Source organism: Phytobacter sp. V91, assembly GCF_965644225.1.
In the GTDB taxonomy this organism is placed as follows: Bacteria; Pseudomonadota; Gammaproteobacteria; order Enterobacterales; family Enterobacteriaceae; genus CBFFRJ01.
Genome location: NZ_CBFFRJ010000018.1, coordinates 22,629 through 46,518 on the forward strand (window position 1 = coordinate 22,629; position 23,890 = coordinate 46,518).

Annotated in this window: 23 protein-coding genes and 1 riboswitch; of the genes, 13 read left to right on the top strand and 10 right to left on the bottom strand. The window is 53.9% G+C overall.

Annotated features, from left to right (window positions below):
- Positions 1–30 precede the first annotated feature (30 nt).
- Positions 31–645 (bottom strand): glycerol-3-phosphate 1-O-acyltransferase PlsY, encoded by a 615-nt coding sequence (gene plsY / locus ACSZO4_RS05775; RefSeq protein ID WP_437887910.1) that lies wholly within the window; start codon positions 643–645, stop codon positions 31–33.
- Between the two features lie 107 nt (positions 646–752).
- Between plsY and folB the strand changes: the two genes are divergently transcribed.
- Together folB and bacA are read left to right on the top strand one after the other, a co-directional pair.
- The gene (folB, locus tag ACSZO4_RS05780; RefSeq protein ID WP_437887911.1) at positions 753–1,121 is read left to right on the top strand and encodes a bifunctional dihydroneopterin aldolase/7,8-dihydroneopterin epimerase; all 369 of its coding nucleotides are present in this window, start codon (positions 753–755) and stop codon (positions 1,119–1,121) included.
- Between the two features lie 104 nt (positions 1,122–1,225).
- Positions 1,226–2,044: an undecaprenyl-diphosphate phosphatase gene (gene bacA / locus ACSZO4_RS05785; protein WP_437887912.1), complete on the top strand. Its 819-nt coding sequence runs from the start codon at positions 1,226–1,228 to the stop codon at positions 2,042–2,044.
- Between the two features lie 11 nt (positions 2,045–2,055).
- Here bacA and ACSZO4_RS05790 read toward each other — a convergent pair whose 3' ends face one another.
- On the bottom strand, positions 2,056–3,297 hold the full coding sequence (locus tag ACSZO4_RS05790; protein ID WP_437887913.1) for a multifunctional CCA addition/repair protein: 1,242 nt from the start codon (positions 3,295–3,297) through the stop codon (positions 2,056–2,058).
- A 117-nt stretch (positions 3,298–3,414) separates the two neighbouring features.
- Entirely contained in the window at positions 3,415–4,035 is a 621-nt protein-coding gene (locus ACSZO4_RS05795) for a TIGR04211 family SH3 domain-containing protein (protein ID WP_437887914.1), read from the bottom strand.
- Between the two features lie 239 nt (positions 4,036–4,274).
- Between ACSZO4_RS05795 and ACSZO4_RS05800 the strand changes: the two genes are divergently transcribed.
- From ACSZO4_RS05800 to hldE, 3 genes are read left to right on the top strand one after another with little or no spacing between them, the layout of a single operon-like run.
- Positions 4,275–5,576: a CYTH domain-containing protein gene (locus tag ACSZO4_RS05800; protein WP_437887915.1), complete on the top strand. Its 1,302-nt coding sequence runs from the start codon at positions 4,275–4,277 to the stop codon at positions 5,574–5,576.
- Between the two features lie 20 nt (positions 5,577–5,596).
- Positions 5,597–8,449 carry a bifunctional [glutamate--ammonia ligase]-adenylyl-L-tyrosine phosphorylase/[glutamate--ammonia-ligase] adenylyltransferase gene (gene glnE, locus ACSZO4_RS05805; RefSeq protein ID WP_437887916.1) on the top strand — a complete coding sequence of 951 codons (2,853 nt, stop codon included), beginning with the start codon at positions 5,597–5,599 and terminating at the stop codon, positions 8,447–8,449.
- Positions 8,450–8,495: 46 nt separating this feature from the next.
- Positions 8,496–9,929, top strand: coding sequence for a bifunctional D-glycero-beta-D-manno-heptose-7-phosphate kinase/D-glycero-beta-D-manno-heptose 1-phosphate adenylyltransferase HldE (gene hldE / locus ACSZO4_RS05810; protein WP_437887917.1), 1,434 nt, complete (start codon positions 8,496–8,498; stop codon positions 9,927–9,929).
- A gap of 55 nt (positions 9,930–9,984) precedes the next feature.
- Here hldE and ACSZO4_RS05815 read toward each other — a convergent pair whose 3' ends face one another.
- From ACSZO4_RS05815 to ubiK, 3 genes are all read right to left on the bottom strand, one after another.
- On the bottom strand, positions 9,985–11,643 hold the full coding sequence (locus ACSZO4_RS05815) for a flotillin domain-containing protein (RefSeq protein ID WP_437887918.1): 1,659 nt from the start codon (positions 11,641–11,643) through the stop codon (positions 9,985–9,987).
- Positions 11,644–11,661: 18 nt separating this feature from the next.
- Complete coding sequence (locus ACSZO4_RS05820; protein ID WP_437887919.1) at positions 11,662–12,291, bottom strand: OB-fold-containig protein; 630 nt, start codon at positions 12,289–12,291, stop codon at positions 11,662–11,664.
- A gap of 164 nt (positions 12,292–12,455) precedes the next feature.
- Positions 12,456–12,761 (bottom strand): ubiquinone biosynthesis accessory factor UbiK, encoded by a 306-nt coding sequence (ubiK, locus tag ACSZO4_RS05825; protein WP_437887920.1) that lies wholly within the window; start codon positions 12,759–12,761, stop codon positions 12,456–12,458.
- 122 nt (positions 12,762–12,883) lie between these two features.
- Positions 12,884–13,033: riboswitch (FMN riboswitch) on the top strand.
- Between the two features lie 95 nt (positions 13,034–13,128).
- On the opposite strand from ubiK, the gene ribB reads away from it, so the two are divergent.
- Both ribB and ACSZO4_RS05835 read left to right on the top strand, forming a co-directional pair.
- On the top strand, positions 13,129–13,782 hold the full coding sequence (ribB, locus tag ACSZO4_RS05830; protein ID WP_437887921.1) for a 3,4-dihydroxy-2-butanone-4-phosphate synthase: 654 nt from the start codon (positions 13,129–13,131) through the stop codon (positions 13,780–13,782).
- Between the two features lie 202 nt (positions 13,783–13,984).
- Positions 13,985–14,167: a hypothetical protein gene (locus ACSZO4_RS05835; protein WP_437887922.1), complete on the top strand. Its 183-nt coding sequence runs from the start codon at positions 13,985–13,987 to the stop codon at positions 14,165–14,167.
- On the opposite strand, the gene zupT is transcribed toward ACSZO4_RS05835, so the two are convergent.
- On the bottom strand, positions 14,164–14,943 hold the full coding sequence (gene zupT / locus ACSZO4_RS05840) for a zinc transporter ZupT (protein ID WP_437887923.1): 780 nt from the start codon (positions 14,941–14,943) through the stop codon (positions 14,164–14,166). The genes ACSZO4_RS05835 and zupT overlap by 4 nt on opposite strands.
- A 196-nt stretch (positions 14,944–15,139) precedes the next feature.
- On the opposite strand from zupT, the gene ygiD reads away from it, so the two are divergent.
- From ygiD to ACSZO4_RS05860, 4 genes are all read left to right on the top strand, one after another.
- Positions 15,140–15,928: a 4,5-DOPA dioxygenase extradiol gene (gene ygiD, locus ACSZO4_RS05845; RefSeq protein WP_437887924.1), complete on the top strand. Its 789-nt coding sequence runs from the start codon at positions 15,140–15,142 to the stop codon at positions 15,926–15,928.
- A gap of 319 nt (positions 15,929–16,247) precedes the next feature.
- Positions 16,248–17,225, top strand: coding sequence for a TRAP transporter substrate-binding protein (locus ACSZO4_RS05850; RefSeq protein WP_437887925.1), 978 nt, complete (start codon positions 16,248–16,250; stop codon positions 17,223–17,225).
- 85 nt (positions 17,226–17,310) lie between these two features.
- Positions 17,311–17,820, top strand: coding sequence for a TRAP transporter small permease (locus ACSZO4_RS05855; protein ID WP_437887926.1), 510 nt, complete (start codon positions 17,311–17,313; stop codon positions 17,818–17,820).
- A 26-nt stretch (positions 17,821–17,846) separates the two neighbouring features.
- Complete coding sequence (locus ACSZO4_RS05860; RefSeq protein ID WP_437887927.1) at positions 17,847–19,133, top strand: TRAP transporter large permease; 1,287 nt, start codon at positions 17,847–17,849, stop codon at positions 19,131–19,133.
- Between the two features lie 60 nt (positions 19,134–19,193).
- On the opposite strand, the gene ACSZO4_RS05865 is transcribed toward ACSZO4_RS05860, so the two are convergent.
- The 3 genes from ACSZO4_RS05865 to tolC form a co-directional block, all read right to left on the bottom strand.
- Positions 19,194–20,354 (bottom strand): glutathionylspermidine synthase family protein, encoded by a 1,161-nt coding sequence (locus ACSZO4_RS05865; protein WP_437887928.1) that lies wholly within the window; start codon positions 20,352–20,354, stop codon positions 19,194–19,196.
- 5 nt (positions 20,355–20,359) lie between these two features.
- Positions 20,360–21,037: a DUF1190 family protein gene (locus ACSZO4_RS05870; RefSeq protein WP_437887929.1), complete on the bottom strand. Its 678-nt coding sequence runs from the start codon at positions 21,035–21,037 to the stop codon at positions 20,360–20,362.
- Positions 21,038–21,190: 153 nt separating this feature from the next.
- Complete coding sequence (gene tolC, locus ACSZO4_RS05875) at positions 21,191–22,612, bottom strand: outer membrane channel protein TolC (RefSeq protein WP_437887930.1); 1,422 nt, start codon at positions 22,610–22,612, stop codon at positions 21,191–21,193.
- Between the two features lie 204 nt (positions 22,613–22,816).
- On the opposite strand from tolC, the gene nudF reads away from it, so the two are divergent.
- The gene (gene nudF, locus ACSZO4_RS05880; protein ID WP_437887931.1) at positions 22,817–23,449 is read left to right on the top strand and encodes an ADP-ribose diphosphatase; all 633 of its coding nucleotides are present in this window, start codon (positions 22,817–22,819) and stop codon (positions 23,447–23,449) included.
- Complete coding sequence (locus tag ACSZO4_RS05885; protein WP_437887932.1) at positions 23,446–23,868, top strand: DUF1249 family protein; 423 nt, start codon at positions 23,446–23,448, stop codon at positions 23,866–23,868. The genes nudF and ACSZO4_RS05885 overlap by 4 nt, the downstream gene beginning before the upstream one ends.
- The last annotated feature ends 22 nt before the right edge of the window (positions 23,869–23,890 follow it).

Here is a 23,890-nt window from a genome sequence, read left to right on the forward strand (position 1 = left end):
AGGCGCTGCGCTTCCGGGGTTATCCAGCTGCTACTCGCCGCCCTCTTTTTTCTTCTTCAGCTTATGCCAGATTTTGCTTTCCTGACGCCGCCAAAGGCGCTGAATATTGTCGTGATGACGAAGTAAAATCAGGCAGGAGAGCATGGCGACCGGGAAGGTAAATTGCGGCTTAAACCACCAGACGTAAAAGGGCGCAATCAATGCGCTGACAATCGCGCCAAGCGACGAGTATCCACTCAGCAATACCGAAAGCAGCCAGGTTCCCGCCATCACGCCCGTCAAATCCCAGCCGATAGGCGCAATTGCCCCAAATGCGGTGGCGACGCCTTTACCGCCCTGAAAATGGAAGAAAACAGGCCAGATGTGGCCAAGACAGGCTGCAATGGCAATAAGCCCCAGCCAGAAGGGGCTAACGCCCAGAGCGTAAGCGCCCCAGACCGGCAACATACCTTTTAGTACGTCGAAAATCAGTACCGTTACGGCTGCTCCTTTGCCGCCAATTCTTAACACGTTGGTCGCGCCAGGGTTACCGGAACCACTCTCGCGAGGGTCAGGCAGACCGGCAATACGGCAGACCAGAATGGCGCTGGATATTGAGCCACAAAGGTACGCGAGGAGGATCATTCCAGGCGCGATGGCACTCATAACGCTGTTCCATTGTGAAAATGTCGTTTTATTCTCTGCATCAGTGGATAATACGCACAATTTATGGAAAGTGGTATCCAGGTAAGTCAAAAAGCAGGCGGGGCGTGATGGACATTGTATTTATAGAGCAACTTTCGGTAATCACCACCATTGGTGTTTATGACTGGGAACAAACCATCAAACAGAAGCTGCTGTTCGATATCGAAATGGCATGGGATAACCGCCGTTCAGCTAAAAGTGATGACGTTAACGACTGTCTGAGTTATGCCGATATCGCGCAAACGGTTATCGACCATGTTGAAGGCGGGCGCTTTGCGCTGGTTGAGCGCGTGGCGGAAGAGGTAGCTGAGCTACTGTTAAGCCGTTTTAACTCCCCGTGGGTGCGTATCAAATTGAGTAAGCCTGGTGCGGTTGCGCGTGCCGCCAGTGTCGGCGTAGTTATAGAGCGTGGCAATAATCCGAAAAAAATTATTTAAATTCATAATCGTTAAACCAAAGGCTAGTCTTCTGGTCATATCTGGTGGCCAGTTCACGGCTCCCCGCTGGGGCAGCCGTTTTTTTATGTTTAGGGGTAATTTTAATGAGCGATATGCACTCGCTGCTGATAGCGGCAATTTTGGGTGTTGTCGAGGGATTGACGGAGTTTTTACCGGTCTCCAGTACGGGCCACATGATAATCGTGGGGCACCTGCTGGGATTTGAGGGAGAAACCGCAAAAACCTTTGAAGTGGTGATTCAGTTAGGGTCAATTCTGGCCGTCGTGGTGATGTTCTGGCGACGCCTGTTTGGTTTGATCGGCATTCATTTCGGCCATCCGCCTCATGAAGGGATGGGAAAAGGGCGACTCACGCTTATCCATATTCTGTTAGGCATGCTTCCTGCGGTGGTGCTGGGCCTGCTGCTCCATGACGCGATTAAATCGCTGTTTAATCCGATTAACGTCATGTATGCCCTGGTCGTCGGCGGCGTTCTGCTGATTGCCGCTGAATTGCTGAAGCCAAAAGAGCCGCGTGCGCCGGGCCTGGATGATATGACTTACGGCCAGGCGTTTATGATTGGCTGTTTCCAGTGCCTGGCATTATGGCCGGGTTTTTCTCGTTCGGGCGCCACCATTTCCGGCGGTATGCTGGTGGGCGTAAGCCGTTATGCCGCTTCGGAATTCTCATTCCTGCTGGCGGTACCCATGATGATGGGAGCAACGGCGCTGGATCTGTACAAAAGCATGAAGTTCCTGACGACGGGCGATATTCCGATGTTTGCCGTCGGTTTTGTGACCGCCTTCGTTGTGGCGCTGGTGGCGATCAAAACCTTCCTGCAACTGATTAAACGTATCTCGTTTATCCCGTTTGCTATCTACCGGTTTATCGTCGCAGCCGCCGTGTATATGGTCTTTATGTAATGTCCGGGCCCTCAGTCTTTGGGCTGAGGGCAGCGATGTTCCTTCCAGTTCGCTACCGCCTCAATACGGCGACGCGTCAGCTCTTCACGTACTTCAGCCCCTTTAAAACCTGCCTCGATAACTGCTTTAGTCGGCACCGCTCTGGCGATATTCCAGGCTTCGCGCAGCAGGCGACCCTGCGGGTAGTCACAGGCTTCAAAACCTGCCCGACCGCGGACATCGGCTTCACTGGTCAGGGCAATTTGCTCCACCCGTTCAGGTTTGCGCCAGGCATCAATGGAATCGAACAGCCTGACGATGGTTTTCGGCTGCAAAATGGGGAAGGTGTGGATCAGATCATGAAACTCGGCCACCAGCTTCGCAAGGTCGCGAATATCATTGGGCACGCGAAGACGCTGGCAGACCTGTTCCACCAGCTTCACGCCGGCGGGGCCATGACCATGGTGACGAGGCCAGAGCTCGGGCGGCGTTAACCCTTTGCCCAGATCGTGGCAGAGGGTGGCAAAGCGAATGCTGACCTCCGGGCTGAGCATGGCCGCCAGGGTGACCGTCATCAGCGTGTGCACGCCGGTGTCGATCTCCGGGTGCCATTTTGCCGGTGCAGGGATGCCGAACAACACGTCCACTTCCGGGAAAAGCACTTTCAGCGCGCCACAGTCGCGTAATACCTGGAAAAAGACCTGAGGATTGCGGCTGCTGAGGGCGTTTTCGGTCTCTTTCCACACCCGCTCGGGCGTCAGATGCGCCAGCTCCCCCGCGGCGGTCATCTCGCTCATCAGCGCCATGGTTTCATCGGCAATCCGAAAACTGAGGTGTGCGTAGCGGGCTGCAAAACGGGCCACACGCAGTACCCGCAGAGGATCTTCGGCAAACGCCGGAGAGACATGGCGCAGCAGACGGTGATGCAGATCGTTCTGTCCGCCATAGGGATCGATAATCGTACCGCTTTCATCCTGGGCCAGGGCATTGACCGTCAGGTCACGGCGCAACAGATCCTGTTCAAGCGTGACGTCAGGAGCGGCATAGCAGGTAAAGCCGGTGTAGCCAAACCCGGATTTTCGTTCGGTGCGTGCGAGGGCGTACTCTTCACGGCTTTGGGGATGGAGGAAGACGGGAAAATCGCGACCCACCTGCTGGTAGCCCGCGTCAAGCATCTCTGCGGGCGTAGCGCCAACCACCACCCAATCTTTGTCTTTGACCGGCAGCCCTAATAACGCATCACGCACGGCACCGCCGACCAGATAACTCTTCACGCCCTCATACTCCTTACGTCGTCCGACTCTTTACATGAACCTGTCCGATGGAGTTGAGACAGGTTCTCATTTTTGCCGACAGATAATACGTAAGAGTGTAGAAGATGGCTAATCCACTTAGCTCATCCAGCGATCTTTACGTTTACGACGCGGGATCATATACGGCAGTACCAGACCCAGTAACAGCCCGGCTCCCAGCACGCCGCCGCCGTACACAAGCCACTGCATAATAATGGCGCGCTGTTTGTCATCCAGTTGCAGGTTCGCGGCGTTGACTTTCTTCTGGGCCACGATCAGCTCATTTTTGAGCTTCTGATTTTCAGCCTTCAGCTCGTCGATCGTTTTATCGCTTCCGGAGACTTTCTGCTGCATCTCTGCGGTGCGCTGGTTCCAGGTGTTGTCGATATTGCTGAGCTTATCGGTCAGCGTTTTGACCTGGTTTTCCAGATCGGGCACGCGGATGCGCAGACTTGGCTGGGTGTTTAATTCTTTGAGCGGGATCCAGGCGGTGCGACCGGTATTGTCGCGGATCTGCGCATAGTTGCTGTCTTCGTTGGTTTGCAGCAACTCCACTTGTTCACCCGCATTAAGGGTGCCAACAAGGCGGTAACTGTCACCCGGGCCACTGCGTACCCAGGTACTGAGTTCATCGGAAACGTAACGTTTTTCTTCAGCATGAGCCAGGGTCGAAACGCTAAGTGCAAAGAAGGTTAATCCAATCAGGCGTAATTTAAGCATCAGGCAGTCGTTATTATCTTTTCAACGTGAACGGTAATAATGCCAACAGTCTGACGACAGCTGGCAGGCGGCAGCAATCAGAATCTTCCGGGTCAAACAGAACACTTTTGTGAACTTTTACACCTGGAAGAAAGCGCATTGCATGGCAATCTGACACAAAATACTATCTACTGACAAACATCTGGCGTGTTAGTTCGCCGAAAATTCTACTGATGTGACATAACCATAAGTGCAAAGCCATGGCCCAGGAAATCGAATTAAAGTTTTACGTTCACCCCGATAGCGTCGACGCGCTGCGTCATCACCTTCATACCCTTACCACTGAACATGTGGATGCCACCCAGCTGGTCAATATCTATTACGAAACCCCGGATAACTGGTTGCGTCGTCATGATATGGGACTACGTATTCGCGGGTTCGACGGCAAATACGAAATGACGATGAAAATTGCTGGTCGCGTGATCGGCGGGTTACATCAGCGCCCGGAATATAACATTGACCTGCAAAAACCCGAACTGGAACTGCCGCTTTTCCCTGCGGAAGTGTGGCCTGACGGGCATTTACCGGACGATCTGGCCTCGCAGGTGCAACCGCTATTCAGCACCGATTTCTGCCGTGAAAAATGGCTGGTCACGTCAGGCGAAAGCCGCATTGAGATTGCCCTCGACCTCGGTGAAGTGAAAGCCGGTGAACATGTGGAGCCGATTTGTGAAATTGAGCTGGAGCTGCTGAGCGGCACGCCGACTGACATCCTCAAACTGGCCCGCCAGCTCGTCACCAGCTCTGGTTTGCGTCAGGGCAGTCTGAGTAAAGCGGCAAGGGGCTATCACCTGGCGCAGGGAAATGCGGCCCGTCAACGCCGGGCAATCAATGAGGTAAAAGTACCTGCGAAAGCCTCGACGGAGCTGGGCTTTGCCACGGCCCTGGAAGCGGCGCTTTCCCACTGGCAGTACCATGAAGAACTATGGGTTCGTGGTGAAAAGCGGGCGAAAGAGGATGTGCAGGCAGCCATTATGCTGATTCGCCATACGCTGATGCTTTTTGGCGGCATCGTGCCGCGCAAAGCCAGTGCGCATCTGCGTGACTTACTGACCCTGGCGGAAGCGACGCTCACCTCCGATGTTTCAGCCTCGACGGCAGCATGGAGCGCCGAAGCCGCCAGCGCAAAACTTATGTTGACCGAGTGGCTGGTTACCGAGGGCTGGCGGCTGTTCCTTGATGAGAAAGCGCAGGCCAAATTTGCCGACTCTTTTAAACGCTTTGCGGATACCCACCTGTCGCGTAGCGCCTCAGAACTGAAGAAGACCTTTGCCCATCCGTTGGGTGACAGCTACCGCGACCAGTTGCCGCGCCTGTCGCGAGACATTGACAGCGTCCTGTTGCTGGCGGGGTATTACGATGCCGCGCAGGCCAATGCCTGGCTGGAGAACTGGCAGGGATTGCGCCATGCGATCGCCACTCGCCAGCCGATTGAGATCGAACATTTTCGCAATGAAGCAATCTGTCAGCCGCCGTTCTGGCTGCACAGCGGAAAACGCTAACCCGGTAAAGGACACCCCCAATGATGCCGCAATCTTCGCAATTACAGCAGCACTGGCAAAGCGTACTGGCGCGACTGCCGGAATCCTTAAGTGAGAAAACACTTAGCGAACAGGCGCAGTCAGTGCTCACTTTTAGTGATTTCGTTCAGGAAAGCCTGGTGGCCCATCCTGACTGGCTGGAGGAACTTGAAAGTGCGCCGCCGCAGGCTGATGAATGGCGGACCTATGCGTCAACATTGCGCCAGTTGCTGGAGTCCGCGGTGGATGAGGCATCATTAATGCGCGCCCTGCGCCTGTTTCGCCGTCGCATCATGGTGCGGATTGCCTGGGCGCAGTCGCTGTCGCTGGTGGCTGAAGAAGATACCCTGCAACAGCTCAGCGTGCTGGCGGAAACCCTGATTGTTGCCGCCCGTGACTGGTTGTATGAGGCCTGCTGCAAAGAGTGGGGCACGCCGGGCAATCAGCAGGGCGAACCTCAGCCGCTGCTGATCCTCGGTATGGGGAAACTGGGTGGTGGGGAGCTTAACTTTTCCTCCGATATCGACCTGATTTTTGCCTGGCCGGAAAATGGCGTTACCCATGGCGGGCGGCGCGAACTGGATAATGCCCAGTTCTTTACCCGTCTCGGGCAGCGGCTGATCAAGGTGCTTGATCAGCCGACCCAGGACGGTTTTGTCTATCGGGTGGACATGCGTCTGCGTCCCTTTGGCGAGAGTGGGCCGCTGGTGCTCAGTTTTGCCGCGCTGGAAGATTATTACCAGGAGCAGGGACGCGACTGGGAACGCTATGCGATGGTGAAAGCGCGCATTATGGGCGATAAAGACGATGTCTATGCCAGCGAGTTACGCGCCATGCTGCGGCCCTTTGTCTTCCGTCGCTATATTGATTTCAGCGTGATCCAGTCCCTGCGCAATATGAAAGGGATGATTGCCCGTGAAGTGCGCCGTCGGGGGCTGGTCGACAATATTAAACTTGGCGCCGGCGGGATCCGCGAGATCGAGTTTATCGTTCAGGTCTTCCAGTTGATCCGCGGCGGGCGAGAACCTTCGTTGCAATCCAGGGCATTGCTGCCAACCCTTGAGGCTATTAAGCAACTGGGTCTGTTGCCCGGCGATGATGCGTCCCGGCTGCGAGCCGCTTATCTGTTCCTGCGCCGACTGGAAAACCTGCTGCAAAGTATCAACGATGAGCAGACGCAAACCCTGCCTGGCGATGAGCTTAACCGCGCGCGTCTGGCCTGGGGCATGGGGGGGGCGGACTGGGAGACCTTAACCCGCATCCTGGCCGAGCAGATGGCGGGCGTGCGGCAGATCTTTAACGCGTTGATTGGCGAGGATGATCCTGATGCTCAGGACGATGCCCTGCCAGAATACTGGCGCGAACTGTGGCAGGATGCGTTGCAGGAAGATGACACCACGCCTGCGCTGATGCACCTTTCTGATGACGATCGCCATCAGGTGCTGGCGCTGATTGCCGACTTCCGCAAGGAGCTGGATAAACGCACCATCGGTCCGCGTGGTCGTCAGGTGCTTGACCATCTGATGCCGCATTTGCTGGCCGATGTCTGCTCGCGCGAAGACGCGCCGGTGCCGCTCTCTCGCGTCATTCCCTTGCTCACCGGTGTTGTGACCCGTACCACCTATTTAGAGCTGTTGAGTGAGTTTCCGGGGGCGCGTAAGCATCTGATCTCGCTCTGTGCCGCGTCGCCGATGGTGGCGGGCAAACTTGCGCGTTATCCGCTGCTGCTCGATGAACTGCTTGACCCGAATACCCTCTATCAGCCCACGGCAATGGAAGCTTATCGCGACGAATTGCGCCAGTATCTGCTGCGCGTTCCGGATGATGACGAAGAGCAGCAACTGGAGGCCCTGCGCCAGTTTAAGCAGGCGCAAATGCTGCGTGTGGCGGCGGCAGACATTGCCGGGACGCTGCCCGTCATGAAAGTTAGCGACCACTTAACCTGGCTGGCAGAGGCGATGATCGATGCGGTTGTTCAGCAGGCGTGGAGCCTGATGGTCTCCCGCTACGGGCAACCGAAACATTTGCACGACCGTCAGGGCCGCGGCTTTGCGGTGGTGGGGTACGGTAAACTGGGCGGCTGGGAGCTGGGCTACAGTTCCGATCTCGATCTGATATTCCTGCATGACTGCCCGTCGGATGTGATGACCGATGGCGAACGTGAAATCGACGGCCGCCAGTTCTATTTGCGTCTGGCGCAGCGCGTAATGCACCTGTTCAGTACCCGCACGTCGTCCGGCATTCTGTATGAAGTTGATGCGCGTTTGCGTCCGTCCGGCGCGGCAGGAATGCTGGTCACCTCGACGCAGGCATTTGCCGATTATCAGCAAAACGAAGCCTGGACCTGGGAGCATCAGGCACTGGTGCGGGCTCGGGTGGTGTACGGCGACCCGCAATTAACCAGTCAGTTTGACGCAATCCGCCGCGATATCGTGATGAACGTGCGTGACGGCAGTCGGCTGCAAACCGATGTGCGTGAGATGCGTGAGAAAATGCGCGCTCATCTGGGCAATAAACACCGCGATCGCTTTGATATTAAGGCCGATGAAGGGGGGATCACCGATATCGAATTCATCACCCAGTATCTGGTACTGCGCTATGCACATTTAAAACCGAAGCTGACGCGCTGGTCCGATAATGTGCGCATTCTCGAGCTGTTGGCGCAAAACGATATTATGGATGAGCAGGAAGCGCGCGCCTTAACTCAGGCTTACACCACGCTGCGCGATGAGTTACACCATCTGGCGCTACAGGAGCTGCCGGGGCATGTGGCGGAGACCTGCTTTGCCGCTGAGCGGGAAAGGGTGCGCGCCTGCTGGAACAAGTGGCTGGTGGAGCCGTGCGTGGAAGCCTAAGTGTGATATTATCGCGCGCAAATTTTGTATCTCTCAGGAGACAGGAATGAAAGTAACGCTGCCAGAGTTTAATCAAGCAGGTGTGCTGGTTGTGGGCGATGTGATGCTGGATCGCTACTGGTATGGCCCAACCAGCCGTATTTCCCCGGAAGCGCCGGTGCCGGTTGTGAAAGTGGATACTATCGAGGAGCGCCCGGGCGGCGCTGCGAACGTGGCGATGAATATCGCCTCACTTGGCGCCACCGCTCGCCTGGTCGGTTTAACCGGTATCGATGATGCAGCCCGTGCCCTGAGTAAAGCGCTGGCCGACGTCAATGTGAAATGCGACTTCGTTTCTGTTCCGACCCACCCGACCATTACCAAGCTGCGCGTTCTGTCCCGCAACCAGCAGCTGATCCGTCTTGATTTCGAAGAAGGTTTTGACGGCGTTGATCCGCAGCCGATGCATGACAGAATCAGCCAGGCGCTGGGCAGCATTGGCGCGCTGGTGCTCTCCGACTATGCGAAAGGGGCGCTGGTCAGCGTTCAGCAGATGATTAAGCTGGCCCGCGAGGCCAGGGTTCCGGTGCTGATCGATCCGAAAGGGACCGATTTTGAACGCTACCGCGGTGCGACCTTACTGACGCCGAACCTCTCCGAATTTGAAGCGGTTGCCGGAAAATGCAAAAGCGAAGCTGAAATTGTCGAGCGCGGCATGCAGCTGATTGCTGATTTTGAGCTGTCAGCGCTGCTGGTGACCCGCTCCGAGCAGGGCATGACGCTGTTGCAACCGGGCAAGGCTCCCCTGCATATGCCGACCCAGGCGCAGGAAGTGTATGACGTGACCGGCGCCGGTGACACGGTGATTGGCGTGCTGGCGGCAACGCTTGCGGCGGGGAATTCGCTGGAAGAAGCCTGCTTCTTTGCCAATGCGGCGGCAGGTGTGGTGGTTGGCAAGCTGGGCACCTCAACCGTTTCGCCTATCGAACTGGAAAATGCGGTACGTGGTCGCGCTGAGACCGGCTTTGGCGTGATGAGCGAAGAAGAGCTGCGTAATGCGGTGGCTGCAGCGCGTAAACGCGGCGAGAAAGTGGTGATGACCAACGGTGTGTTCGACATCCTGCATGCCGGGCATGTCTCCTATCTGGCGAATGCCCGTAAGCTTGGCGATCGTCTGATTGTGGCGGTGAACAGCGATGCCTCAACCAAACGTCTGAAAGGCGAAACCCGTCCGGTGAACCCGCTGGAGCAGCGCATGATTGTGCTGGGCGCACTGGAAGCTGTCGACTGGGTTGTCTCTTTTGAAGAAGATACGCCGCAGCGGCTGATCGCCGGTGTGTTGCCGGATCTGCTGGTTAAGGGCGGTGACTACAAACCGGAAGATATCGCCGGCAGCAAAGAGGTGTGGGCCAACGGCGGCGATGTGCTGGTGCTCAACTTCGAAGACGGTTGTTCGACCACCAACATCATCAAAAAAATCCAGAAAGACAGCGACAAGTAAGAGCTGTGCAGAGGCCGGATGGCAGCGAGAAGCGTTACCATCCGGTACTTATTTCTTATTCAGCTGGAACGTTTTTCTCCACTGTTTTCAGCGGCTCAGTCATTGCTGTCAGCGACCCGCCGGCAAGGCCAATCTCATTAAGCAGTGAATCAATCAGCGGCGCCTGAGTGCGGTAGGACAAGGCAGCTGATAACGCCTGTTCTGCCAGATTCCCGCTACCCGCAGCCCCCGATGCCGCTTCACCTGAGGCGCCTGAACGATTCAGACCATCGACCTGGATAATCTTAATACCCTCTATGGCTTTCATCGGTTCAGCGGATTTCTCGATCACCGCCGGTAAGGACTGCAACAGCGCCAGTTTGAACTTGAGGCTGGTCTGTTCATTGGACAGCACGTTGATAGCATCATTGATTGCGCGCTGGGCCTCTGCTTCCGCCAGCCCTTTTTTGCGCGTGGCTTCTGCCAGCTCGACGATAGCCGCGGCCTGCATTTCTGCTGCTTCTTTTTCGGCTTTGGCGCGCACTGTCAGTTCCACTGCCTGGGTTTCCGCATCCTGAGCGGCGGCAATTAATGCTACCTGCTTGGCACGATCGGCTTCCGCGGTCTGACGAGTGGTTTCAACGTTCTGTTGGGCGCGAACCGCATCGGCCAGCGCGTCGTTGGCGCGAGCTTCTGCCTGCGACTGCTGCTCGGACTTGGCGGCAATGGCGATGGATTTCGTCTGGTTAGCGATTTCCGTCACCTGCTGCTGTTCAATCTCTTTAATGCGAACTTCACGCTCGGCTTCGACCTTTCTGGAACGAACGGCCTGTTCACGTTCAATCTCGCTTTCCTGGATCTGGCGTTCCGCGAGAATACGTGTTTGCTCGGCTTCACGATGACGTTCGGCCTCGAAAGCGGCGATTTTGGCGTTCTGCTCGGCGGTACGCGTTTTGACCTGCTGTTCCTGCTCAAGGGTCATAAAGGCTTCTTGCTGCTCGATCTCCAGCTTCCGCGACAGCGCATCACGGTTTTTCTCACGCACTGCTACTTCCACGTCCTGTTCGACTTCGTTACGTTCACGGCGGCGGCGTTCTGTTTCCTGGGTGAGCTTGGTCAGGCCTTCGGCGTCAAAGGCATTGTTGGGATTGAAATGCTCTTTGGCAGTCTGATTAAAATTGGTGAGCGAGACGCTCTCCAGCTCCAGCCCGTTCTTGGTCAGGTCTTCCGCCACGGTGTTCTGCACGCCCTGGACGAAGTTTTCGCGGGTGTCCTGCAGTTCATGCATGGTCATCTGGGCTGCCGTTGCGCGTAACGCATCAACAAACTTATCTTCAATCAACATGCGTAAATCTTCAGGAGAGAGTGTCCGCTGGCCCAGGGTCTGAGCGGCGGTGGCAATGCCTTCAACGGAAGGCTTCACCCGGACGAAAAAGGCAACAACCACATCAACGCGCATACGGTCTTTGGTGATGAGGCTGTCAAAGGTTGAACGGCTGACCTCAAGTTTGAGGGTGTTCATATTGATGGGAATGATTTCATGGAAGATGGGCATCACAATTGCGCCGCCGCTCATCACCACTTTTTGCCCACCCAACCCGGTACGAACAAATGCCTGCTCGGCAGAGGCACGGCGATATAATCGCGCAAATATGATGCCAATAACCAAAAAGATAAAAACAATTGCCAGGGCATAGTTCATCCATGAGGGGAATAAATTCAATATACTTTCCATAATTCGTCCTTTGGTTTATTACAATTCATTCGGCCAGGGATTCAACTCTGCTAAATAACGGCTGGCGGATAATCGACAAATAATAAGAACCTTATCGCCTTTGCTAAAGGTTTGTCCCTTTTCCGGCTCCAGCAGCACATAATGAAGCTGGCCAAATTTGTCTTTAAATTTGCCCTCACACGGGGTTTGTGCGGTTGCGTGATGGCCGGTGATCGTTGCCATCACGCCAATAAAATCATCTTCGGTAATGGCGCTGGTTTCATCCGTCGGCAGCCAGCGCCTGAGCAGGCGACCGCAGTAGTGGGTGCTCACCACGGCGAACAGCATGCACACCGGGGCCAGGAGTAAATTGGGTAACGGGTTGTGCAGCAAGGTACTGCTGAGGTGTTGTAAAAAAAGGCCAGACAGGCCGAAGCATCCGGCAATAAGGCAGATAACCACCAGAGCAGGAATTCGACCGATGTTAAGGTAATGGAAAAATTGACTCAGATGACCCGAAGCAACGGCATCATAATCACCTAAATGTGAATCAAATATACCGGAAATAACATTGCCAAAGAGCAAGGATATAATTTCCAGAGCACCTATAAGCGCCACGAACGCGAGCGCAAAAAGGTAAGGGGAGTAGTATTCAGGAAAAATATCCATATATTCTCCTTGGTTTATTAATACTTAAATCAGAGGCATCCCTCTCATATTACGCGGGGAATAATATCACAGATGGCAAAGCCACAGGGATGTGTTTGAAGACAAAAGATGGTAGGTGAACTCAATATAATACACTTTTAAATATCGAGTTCACCGGGGAAGACTCAGGCGTTAGCGTCTGGCGCGTCAACCGATGGGATCGCCGGAGCCGGTTTTACTTCTGCCGGCTGGCTACGATTTTCCAGCTCGCTCAGGCGTTGCTCCAGCAGGGCCAGCTTTTCACGCGTGCGCAGCAGAACCTGGGTTTGCACATCAAATTCTTCGCGGCTCACCAGATCCAGACGTGTCAGTTGTGATTGCAGGGTCTGACGGATTTTCTTTTCCACATCTTCCCCGAACTCACGGATCCCTTTTGGCATGGATTCGTGAACCTGACGCGCAATTTGTTCAATTTTTTTCGGGTCAATCATTTTGTGTTCCCTGTTCGGATAGATTCTGACAATGATTGTAGTGTGATATGCCGTGACGATAAACCAGATTTGTTTGAAGGTTATGCGTTGCCGAAGGTACTCAATGGAGTTATAGTTATCGCGCTTATTCTCAGGGCGGGGCGAAATTCCCCACCGGCGGTAAATCAGCTTACGCTGAAAGCCCGCGAGCGCTTCAGAGGTAACTTTGAAGGTCAGCAGATCCGGTGTAATTCCGGGGCCGACGGTTAGAGTCCGGATGGGAGAGAGTAACGATTCAGTTGGGCCTGGAGGCCCGCTCGCGTTATTTTTTTATACTCCTAAGACTGCCCTGATTCTGGTAACCATAACTTTATTGAGGTCTTTTACCATGAATCAGACGCTGCTTTCTTCTTTTGGCACGCCATTCGAACGTATTGAAAACGCTTTAACTGCTCTGCGCGAAGGTCGCGGTGTGATGGTGCTCGACGATGAAGATCGTGAAAACGAGGGCGACATGATTTTTGCCGCTGAAACCATGACCGTTGAACAGATGGCGCTGACTATTCGTCACGGTAGCGGCATTGTGTGCCTGTGCCTGACTGAAGATCGTCGTAAACAGCTCGATCTGCCGATGATGGTTGAGAACAACACCAGTGCGTATGGCACCGGTTTTACCGTCACCATCGAAGCGGCAGCAGGCGTCACCACTGGCGTTTCCGCCGCTGACCGCCTCACCACCGTTCGTGCTGCCATTGCCGATGGCGCTAAACCTTCCGATCTGAACCGTCCTGGCCACGTTTTCCCACTGCGCGCGCAGCCGGGCGGCGTGTTAACCCGTGGCGGTCACACTGAAGCCACTATCGACCTGGTCACTCTCGCGGGTTTCAAACCGGCAGGCGTTCTGTGTGAACTGACCAACGACGACGGTTCCATGGGACGTGCGCCTGAGTGCATCGAATTTGCCCGCCAGCACGATATGGCTGTTGTGACCATCGAAGATCTGGTTGCGTATCGCCAGGCGCATGAGCGTAAAGCCAGCTAAGCGCGAATCCTGTGCAAAAAATCCGCAGCCGGGTAACTGACTGCGGATTTTTTTATGCCTGTTTTTTATGCCGCCCAGCAAAATCGGGCATTTATCACCTTTGTTGATCTCACTGATGGATAGATTCCCTCGCTACTTATAAAGTGGTATTCATTGCTGAATTATTAGCACAATCAATTGTGTGATTTGATGAGGAAGGGAGATGCTGATTTACTGGTGTGGTTTTGCGGTGGTTGTGCTCGTGATGTTCGCTCATATCCTGTGCCTGAAGCGAAATTGCCGGGCCTATCGTCAGGATCGTGACGCGTTGCAGGAAGGCTATCAGCGGGCTTTGCAGGTCATTCATCACCTGCAAAGCGGCGAGAAAAGTGAGGAAAAGGCTTAGCCAAAGCCCATCGACTGCAACGCCACCAGGCTAAGACCCATCACCGACATCCCACACAGTACGCCGTAGCTTGGGTTGTTGTTCGGGTCGATCTCTTTCGCCAGTGGCATCAGTTCATCGACGGAGAGCGAGACCATTATCCCCGCCACGGTTGCCATAATCGCCGCCATGACCACCGGCGACACCAGAGTTCCCAGTATCAACCACGCCAGCACCCCGCCGAGGATTTCAGCCAGCCCTGAGATGCCTGCCCAGAAAACAGCCGTCCGTTTTGAACCTGTTGCTGCATAGACCGGGCCTGCAACGGCAAGTCCTTCAGGAATATTGTGCAATGCCACCGCCAGCGCGATACCAATCCCCAGATCCAGATCATTACTGGCGGTTACAAAGGTGGCGATCCCTTCCGGGAAGTTGTGCAGGCTGATGCCGAGCGTCAGAAGAATGGCGGTTCGCTGGAGCTTTCGGGTAGCAGGACGCCGCTCGCCGGTTCCCTGGATTAAATCCTGCGGATGAGCGTGGGGCAACAGGCGATCAAGGGCAAAATAGCCCAGAAGTCCAACCACAAACATCCCATAGCCGAGCAGTGGCGACATTCCTTTGGTGGCAAGTGCGGCTGGTAGCATCTCCATGAGTGAGATAAGCAGCATGATCCCGGCGGCAAATCCCAATGAAAAAGCCAGTACGCGGTTTGACGGTTTCTGGCCCATTACGCCCAGAATGGCGCCAATAAAGGTTGCGGCGCCAGCTAACAACGTCAGAATCAGCGGTGCTGACATCTGTCACTCCTTATGATAATTATTCTCATTTATGCTAAATATTAATGGTTGCCAAAGCGAGAGTCCCTAACGACCTTTACTTAATACTTACATTCAAAAATTCTGAATATCTTCATCATGCTTATCTGAGTTTATCCGCGGTTAAAAAAGCGTAATCTGTTTTCAACAAATCGACACACTCAGTAAGGATATCATCATGTCTGCACCTCGTATGCCAGCACTGTTTTTGGGCCACGGCAGCCCGATGAATGTTCTGGAAGATAACATTTATACCCGCGCCTGGGCTCAGCTTGGCGCAACGCTGCCACGTCCGAAAGCCATCGTGGTGGTCTCCGCTCACTGGTTTACTCGTGGCACCGGGGTGACGGCAATGGAAGCGCCAAAAACTATCCATGATTTCGGCGGTTTTCCGCAGGCGTTATACGATACCCATTACCCGGCGCCCGGCTCGCCGGAACTGGCTGAAAAATTGGTTGAATTACTCGCACCCGTGCCGGTTGGACTGGATAAAGAAGCCTGGGGCTTCGACCACGGCTCATGGGGCGTACTGATCAAGATGTACCCGGATGCGGATATTCCGATGGTGCAGCTTAGCATCGACAGTACAAAACCCGCGGCCTGGCACCTGGAGATCGGGCGTAAGCTGGCAAGCCTGCGTGACGAAGGCATCATGCTGGTGGCGAGTGGTAACGTGGTGCATAACCTGCGGACGGTACGCTGGCATGGCGACAGCTCACCCTACCCATGGGCAACTTCCTTCAATGATTTTGTGAAGGAAAATCTGACCTGGAAAGGGCCAACTGAGCAGCATCCGCTGGTGAACTTTATGGATCATGAGGGCGGTTCGCTTTCTAACCCGACGCCGGATCATTTCCTGCCGCTGTTGTACGTACTGGGCGCATGGGATGGTGAAGAGGCGATTTCGATACCGGTGGACGGTATTGAAATGGGCAGCCTAAGCATGCTGTCGGTGCTGGTAGGTTAAAAAAAATGGCGCGCAATGCGCCATTTTTTGCGTCTGCACAAACCGGTGTAAATAAAGAAATAAGAGATAGATCGCAAAAAAAACCGCTGAAATGGCGTTTTTTTTAAAATAAAAAGAGCCTCACTGCAAAAATGAAACGCCGTGCTGAAAACGTGCGTTTTTGTGAAGGTTATCATCGCAATAATTTCCCCGACTGACTACTCTTCTTCCTGACTCTATTCTTAACACACTCTTTAAGCCTTATTTGCTGTTGTACCCTGGGTCATCTCTCGGGGTAAGCATTATTCCGAAAAAATAAAACCTCTGGAGAGACAGAAATATGAGATCTGCGAAAACACTGCTCAACGTCTGTATTGGCTCTGCATTACTGTTTATTTCTCATTCCATCCAGGCTCAAACATTTCGTGCTGCCGACGTTCATCCGGCAGATTACCCGAACGTCGTGGCGGTACAGCATATGGGCGAGAAGCTCAGCGCGGCGACCGATGGCCGGCTCGATATTAAAACCTTTCCCGGCGGTGTATTAGGGGATGAAAAACAGATTATCGAACAGGCGCAAATCGGCGCTATTGATATTATTCGCGTCTCAATGACGCCTGTTGCCGCCATTCTGCCGGAAATCAACGTCTTCACCTTGCCCTATATTTTTCGTGATGAAGATCATATGCACAAAGTGCTCGACGGTATGATCGGCAAAGAAATTGGCGATCGCCTGTCGGCAAGCAGCAAATCGCGGCTGATCTTTCTCGGCTGGATGGATGCGGGCACCCGCAACCTGATAACCAAAGATCCGGTGACCAAAGCGGAAGATTTAAAAGGCATGAAGATCCGCGTACAGGGCAGCCCGATAGCACTCGATACGCTGAAAGCGATGGGGGCCAACTCGGTGGCGATGGGGGTCAGCGAAGTCTTTAGCGGGATGCAAACCGGCGTTATCGACGGCACCGAAAATAACCCGCCGACCTTTGTCGCCCACAACTATTTACCGGTCGTGAAGAATTACACCTGGAGTAAACACTTCATTATTCCTGAGCTGTTTTTATTCTCAAAAGCCAAATGGGATAAGCTGAAAAAAGAAGATCAGGCATTAATTCTTAAGCTTGCCAAAGAGGCCCAGGCAGAACAGCGTGAGTTGTGGAAAACCTATAACACTAAATCACTGGAAGCGATGAAAACCGGCGGCGTACAGTTCCACGAAATGGATACTGCGCCATTTTATCAGGCGACTCAGTCCGTGCGTGATAAATACGGTAAAGATCACCAGGAACTGATTACCCGTATTCAGGAAGTGCAATAAACAACATGGCGGGCAGAAATTATCTGCCCGCTGCTGCCTGCCGCTCTTTTTACGTTTCCTAAATATTATTGCCGGGGCAAATGTTATGGGTGAGCGTTATTCATTATTAATGGATGTTTTGTACCGAATATCGATGTGGGTTGCCGGACTGGGGTTACTGGTGATGGTGGCCGTTATACCGGTGGGGATCTTTGCCCGTTACGTTCTGAACAGTGCCTTATCCTGGCCGGAACCCGTGGCCATTATCTGCATGGTGACTTTTACCTTTGTCGGGGCGGCGGTGAGTTACCGCGCCGGGTCGCATATTGCCGTCAGTATGGTGACAGACAGATTAGGGGAGAATGCGCGCAGGTGGTGCCTGATTCTGGCCGACCTGATGCTGATGGCGATCAGCCTGTTTATCTTCTGGTACGGCGCGGCGCTGTGCGCTGAGCTCTGGGAGCAACCAGTCGCCGAGTTCCCGGTGTTTACCGCCGGGGAGAGCTACCTGCCATTACCAATAGGCTCTGCGATTACCATTCTGTTTATTATCGAGAAACTGTTTCGTGGACCGCAACACCACCGTCCGGTGGTCATGCTGGGCTCGACAAGCTAATCACCTACCCCTGCTAAGGAAAGTTTATGGATGCTTTTGTTCTGCTTTTCACGCTGGCCATTATGCTGGTGATTGGGGTGCCGGTTGCTTATGCCGTTGGCATCAGCGCGATCCTTGGCGCCTGGTATATCGATATTCCGCTGGAAGCGGTGATGATCCAGCTCACCAACGGCGTAAACAAATTCTCCCTGCTGGCTATCCCGTTCTTTATTCTGGCCGGAGCGATTATGGCTGAAGGAGGGATCGCCCGACGGCTGGTCAACTTTGCCTATATTTTCGTGGGCTTCATTCGCGGCGGCTTATCGCTGGTGGATATCGTCGCGTCGACCTTCTTTGGCGCGATTTCCGGTTCGTCAGTGGCGGATACCGCCTCCATTGGCTCGGTGATGATCCCGGAGATGGATAAAAAGGGCTACCCGCGTGATTTTGCTGCGGCAGTGACGGCCAGCGGCTCGGTGCAGGCTATTTTGACGCCGCCAAGTCATAACTCGGTAATCTATTCCCTGGCGACCGGCGGAACGGTATCTATTGCCGCATTGTTTATCGCCGGGATCCTGCCTGGCCTGTTGCTGAGCTTTACGTTGATGGTCATGTGCGTACTGTTCGCCCATAAACGCGGCTATCCGAAGGGCGAAAGGGTGCCCTTTAAACAGGCGCTGAAGATCTTCGTTGATACCCTTTGGGGTCTGATGACGGTGGTCATCATTATGGGCGGGATCCTGTCCGGGATTTTCACCGCCACTGAATCGGCGGCAATCGCCTGCCTGTGGGCCTTCTTCGTCACCATGTTTATCTATCGTGACTATAAATGGTCCGAGCTGCCTAAGCTGATGTACCGCACCGTCAAGACGGTTACGATCGTGATGATCCTGATAGGATTTGCCGCCGCGTTTGGGGCCATCATGACCTATATGCAGTTACCGATGCGGATAACGGAAGCTTTTACCAGCATCTCCGATAACAAGTACGTGATCCTGATGTGCATCAACATCATGCTGCTGTTAATCGGCACCTTGATGGACATGGCACCGCTGATCCTGATCCTCACGCCGGTGCTGTTGCCGGTCACCAACTCCTTAGGGGTCGATCCGGTGCATTTCGGGATGATCATGTTGGTGAATCTTGGCATCGGGCTGATTACTCCGCCGGTGGGATCGGTGCTGTTTGTCGCCAGCGCCGTCAGTAAGCAGAAGATAGAGCAGGTGGTGAAAGCGATGCTGCCGTTCTATATGGTGCTGTTTGTTGTGCTGCTACTGGTCACCTATATTCCGGCTATTTCACTGTTCCTGCCTAAATTCTTTGGCGTGATGTAGCGAAAAGCAGGCATAAAAAAACCCGGTTCTGGCGAGCCGGGTTTTTTGTTGTCATCACGCTTATTCAACAAAAATATGCGGGTAGAAACGTGACAGATCCTGGGTGATCAATGCCCTGTCTTCACGAATACCGATACCGGCAGGCTGATCGTTAATAAGCCAGCTGCCAATCAGCATATAGCTGTCGCCAAACTTCGGTAGCTGACAGAACTGCTGCACAATCATCCCTTCTTCACCGTAGGGGCCTTCCACTTGCTCAACGGTTTTGCCGTTTTCCACGATCGACACGTTTGCCCCTTCGCGGGAGAAGATGGGCTTAACAACATACTTTTCCATCTCCGGATGGGCATCCTCGGCAAAATAAGCCGGCAGCAGATTTGGATGGTCCGGGAACATTTCCCACAGCATCGGCAGCAGCGCTTTATTGGAGATAATGCTTTTCCATGCCGGTTCCAGCCAGCGTACGCCAGCATCTTCCAGCTTGGTGGAGAACATCTCGCGTAGCATGTATTCCCAGGGATAGAGCTTGAACAGGTTGCTGATAACCTGATCCTGCAGGTCAGTGAACTGGCCTTTTTCGCCTAAACCGATCTCTTCGATATAGAGAAACTCGCTGGCCAGTTCTGCTTCCGCTGCGCAATCCTGCAAATACTGAACGGTGCCACGATCTTCTACCGTATCGCGACAGCAGGCGAAGTGCAGCAGATTAAAGCCGTGCTGTTCGCGCAATTGCGCAAAGCGCTCGATAAGCTTTTCCTGCAGGCTGTTGAACTGATCGCTGTCTTGTGGCAACTGGCCCGCATTAAGCTGGTCTTCCAGCCAGATCCACTGGAAAAAAGCGGCTTCGTACAGCGAGGTTGGCGTGTCGGCGTTGTTCTCCAGCAGCTTAGGTTCACCGGTGCCATCCCACGCCAGATCAAGGCGGGAATAGAGCGATGGCTGCCGGGTTTTCCAGGACTGACGAACAAACTCCCAGGTGTGTTTTGGGATACGGAATTTCGCCAGCAGTTCATCGCTGGCGATAACCTTTTCCACCACCTGCAGGCACATCTGATGTAACTGCGCGGTGGTCTCTTCGAGCTTTTCAACCTGAGCCAGCGTCAGCTTGTAGTAGGCCTCTTCACACCAGTACGGCTCGCCGTACATGGTGTGAAAATTGAAACCAAACTCTGTCGCTTTTTCACGCCAGTCCGGGCGTTCGGTAATGCTGATTCTTTCCATTATGATCAGCCGCCCATAGAGCGAGTCGTTGTACCGCTGGCGCTACGCTGCATGGTGTTCTGTTTGGCCACCGACTCACCAAACCCGCCGCGGGTAACGGTCGAAGTGGTTGCCGGTTTTGGCGCCATCGCGGTTTTAGAGACGGTTGCTGTACGGCCCGGCTGGGCTGCGCCGTAGCTCTTGCCGCCTGCATCGGTGTACTGACCGTAGGCCGGGCTTGCCGGATTACGTGAGCTAAACAGCGGTTGCTGAGCAAAACCTGCGCCGCCACCCATCATTCGGCCCATCATGTAACCAGCCATCAACGGCATCCACATACTTCCACCGGATTGCTGAGCCTGCGCCTGGTTTTCTGTTGCCATTCCGGCCTGAGCCGGGGCCGGAGTTTGCTGGCACTGGCCTTCGCCAAATTCGGCCACACAGTCTTCACGGCTGGCATATTTCGGAGCGGTGCGCTCGGCTTCTTTCAGCGCATTATTATAAGTCGCGGTACACTCCGCACTTTTGCCTGGGTTGGCTGAAGAGCAGTCATTGGCGTTTTGATACATAGAGACTGTTTCATCGCTTTGCTCGCAGCCCGCCAGCATAAAGACGGCCGTCACCGCCAGCGCAACCGGCGTCAAATGACGTGCGCCCCAGCTTTTGCGAAACATTGCGTGATTAATGCTTTTTGTCCGTTTCATCGTTGTCTTCCTGGACCCAAAGGTATGTATAAAAGGACAGGATAGAGGATGAGTGTCTGAAAATGAAGCAGGGGGCGGGCTGGAAGGGGAGATCTTTACGTTGCCTTACGTAAAAACGGGGGCTGTATGCCCCCGTGGTAAAAATAGTGATGGTTAGCGAGTGGTCGCAGCCTGACCGCCGTTGGTCATACTGTTCACGCGCGCTTCCTGCTCCGGATTTTCCGGGGCAACGCTATCAGCGGTTGTTGGGATGGCTTTGCCCAGCGTATTGTTCAGCGCCACCAGATCCTGCTCGTTCAGGGTACCTAACGCTGATTTGATGTTCAGCTGATTGATCAGGTAGTTATAGCGAGCGCTTGAAAGCTGCTGTTTGGCGTTATACAGCGTGGTGGTGGCGTCCAGCACATCAACAATGGTACGTGTGCCGACGGAGTAACCCGCTTCCATCGCATCAAGGGAGCTTTGTGCAGACACGACCGCTTGTTTATAAGCGTTGACGCTGCTGATTGAGGCATTCACGTTGTTAAACGATGAGCGTACGGTTTGTACCACGCTGCGGTGAGCTGTTTCGAGCTGTTCGCTGGCGCCGACAAAGTTGTACTGCGATTGTTTAACCTGAGAGTTAACCATTCCGCCCTGATACAGCGGCAGAGAGAAGCTCAGACCCACTTTGTTTTGACCAATGTTGCTGTCGCTATACTGCGCGCCGCTGGTGCGTGAACCGCTGTAGGTGGTATCAGAAACCGTTGAGGATGCCGTCAAACTCAGGGTTGGCAGATGGCCGTCCTGCGCCTGGCGGATTTGCTCACGCGCCAGGTCCTGAGACAGACGTGCCTGCAACAGCGACAGGTTGCGTGATTCCGCTTCCTTCAGCAGAGCATTGACCGCTTGCGGTTTGTCAGTCTTGAAGCCGTCAACGTTTAACGACGCCAGCTGCGGGTAGTAGTTACCGGTGACCTGGCGCAGTGACTCCACGGCGTTATCCAGGTTGTTACGTGCGGTCACTTCATTTGCAAGGACGGTATCGTATTGCGAACGGGCGTTTTGCACGTCGGTGATCGCCACCAGGCCAACGTTAAAGCGCTGGGTGGTCTGATCCAACTGGCGGTAAATCGCTTGTTTCTGCGCTTCGGTATAAGACAGGGAATCAATTGCGCTCAATACGTTAAAATAGGCTGTTGCGGTATTGAGGATTAACGTCTGCTGGTCGGTTTGCCAGGTCACATCCTGGATACCTGCGGTTTTTTCCTGTAACGTCAATGCACGCCATTTAGACATATCAAACAGTGTTTGGGTCAGTTGCAAAGAAGCGCTGGTCGCGTTCGAGTTTACGCCGTTGCTGTCGCGAAAACCGTTGCCATATGCGTAATCAGCACCCAAACCCAACTGAGGCAGTAACGGGCTGCGCGCTTCGTTGATTTTCTCGAAAGCAGCATCACGATCTGCGGCGGATTTACGCAGTTCCGGGTTGCCTGAACGCGCCTGCTGATACACCTGCAACAGGTTCTCGGCCTGGCTCATAGCACTGAAAGCCGTCAGGCTCAGGCCGATAAGGATGGGGAGCAATTTCTTCATTTGCATTCCTTGTTGTGAAGCATGAATAGCGCTGATCTTAATTCAGAAATAATCGCCGATTCTAACAGAGACTGCCATCGCTTAAGATTGGCGTTACGTGCCATCCGGCGTAAATTTGCTCCAATCTACCACATAGCGCTTGAAACGACAGTCAAACAGGCTTGAAATCCACGAAATCACCTTTGTAACGAACAGGATACCCCCATGAGTAAGCCGAACGCGCCTGCAGTGACTTTCTCTAAAAACGATGTTGAAATTATTGCACGGGAAAAACTCTACAGCGGTTTTTTTTCGCTGGATCTTTACCGTTTTCGCCATCGCCTGTTCAATGGCGAGATGAGCGGTGAAGTGCGGCGAGAAATTTTTGAACGCGGGCATGCCGCAGTCTTGCTACCCTTTGACCCAGTACGTGATGAAGTGGTACTGATCGAGCAAATCCGGATTGCTGCGTTTGATACCAGTGAGAGCCCATGGTTGCTGGAGCTGGTGGCCGGGATGATTGAAGAAGGCGAAACGGTGGAGGATGTTGCCCGTCGTGAAGCCGAAGAAGAAGCCGGGCTTAGCGTTGGACGGGTGAAGAAGTTTTTAAGCTATCTTGCCAGTCCTGGCGGCACCAGTGAGCGTTTATCTTTGCTGGTGGGGGAAGTGGACGCCACGAATGCCGAAGGTATACATGGTCTGGTGGATGAAAACGAAGATATTCGTGTTCATGTGGTGAGCCGGGAACAGGCTTATCAGTGGGTTGAAGAGGGGATAATCGACAACGCGGCGTCTGTCATCGCCTTGCAATGGCTGCAACTGCATCATGAGAGCTTACGAAAAGAGTGGAAAAAATGAAGCGTTATACACCTGACTTCCCTGAAATGATGCGCCTGTGCGAGACCAATTTCGCCCAGTTGCGTCGCCTGTTGCCGCGTAATGATGTGGCAGGTGAAACGGTGAGCTATCAGGTGAGCAATGCGCAATACCGGTTAACGATTGTTGAATCCACCCGCTACACTACGCTTGTGGAAATCAAACAAACCGTGCCCGCAGTGAGCTACTGGAGCTTGCCGTCGATGACGGTACGTTTGTATCACGACGCGATGGTGGCTGAAGTGTGTTCAAGCCAACAGATCTTTCGTTTTAAGGCGCGTTATGATTATCCTAATAAAAAGTTGCATCAACGCGACGAAAAGCATCAAATTAATCAGTTTCTGGCCGACTGGCTACGTTACTGCCTGGCACATGGAGCAATGGCGATTCCGGTTTGTTAGCGTAAGTGAAACCTAAGGACAC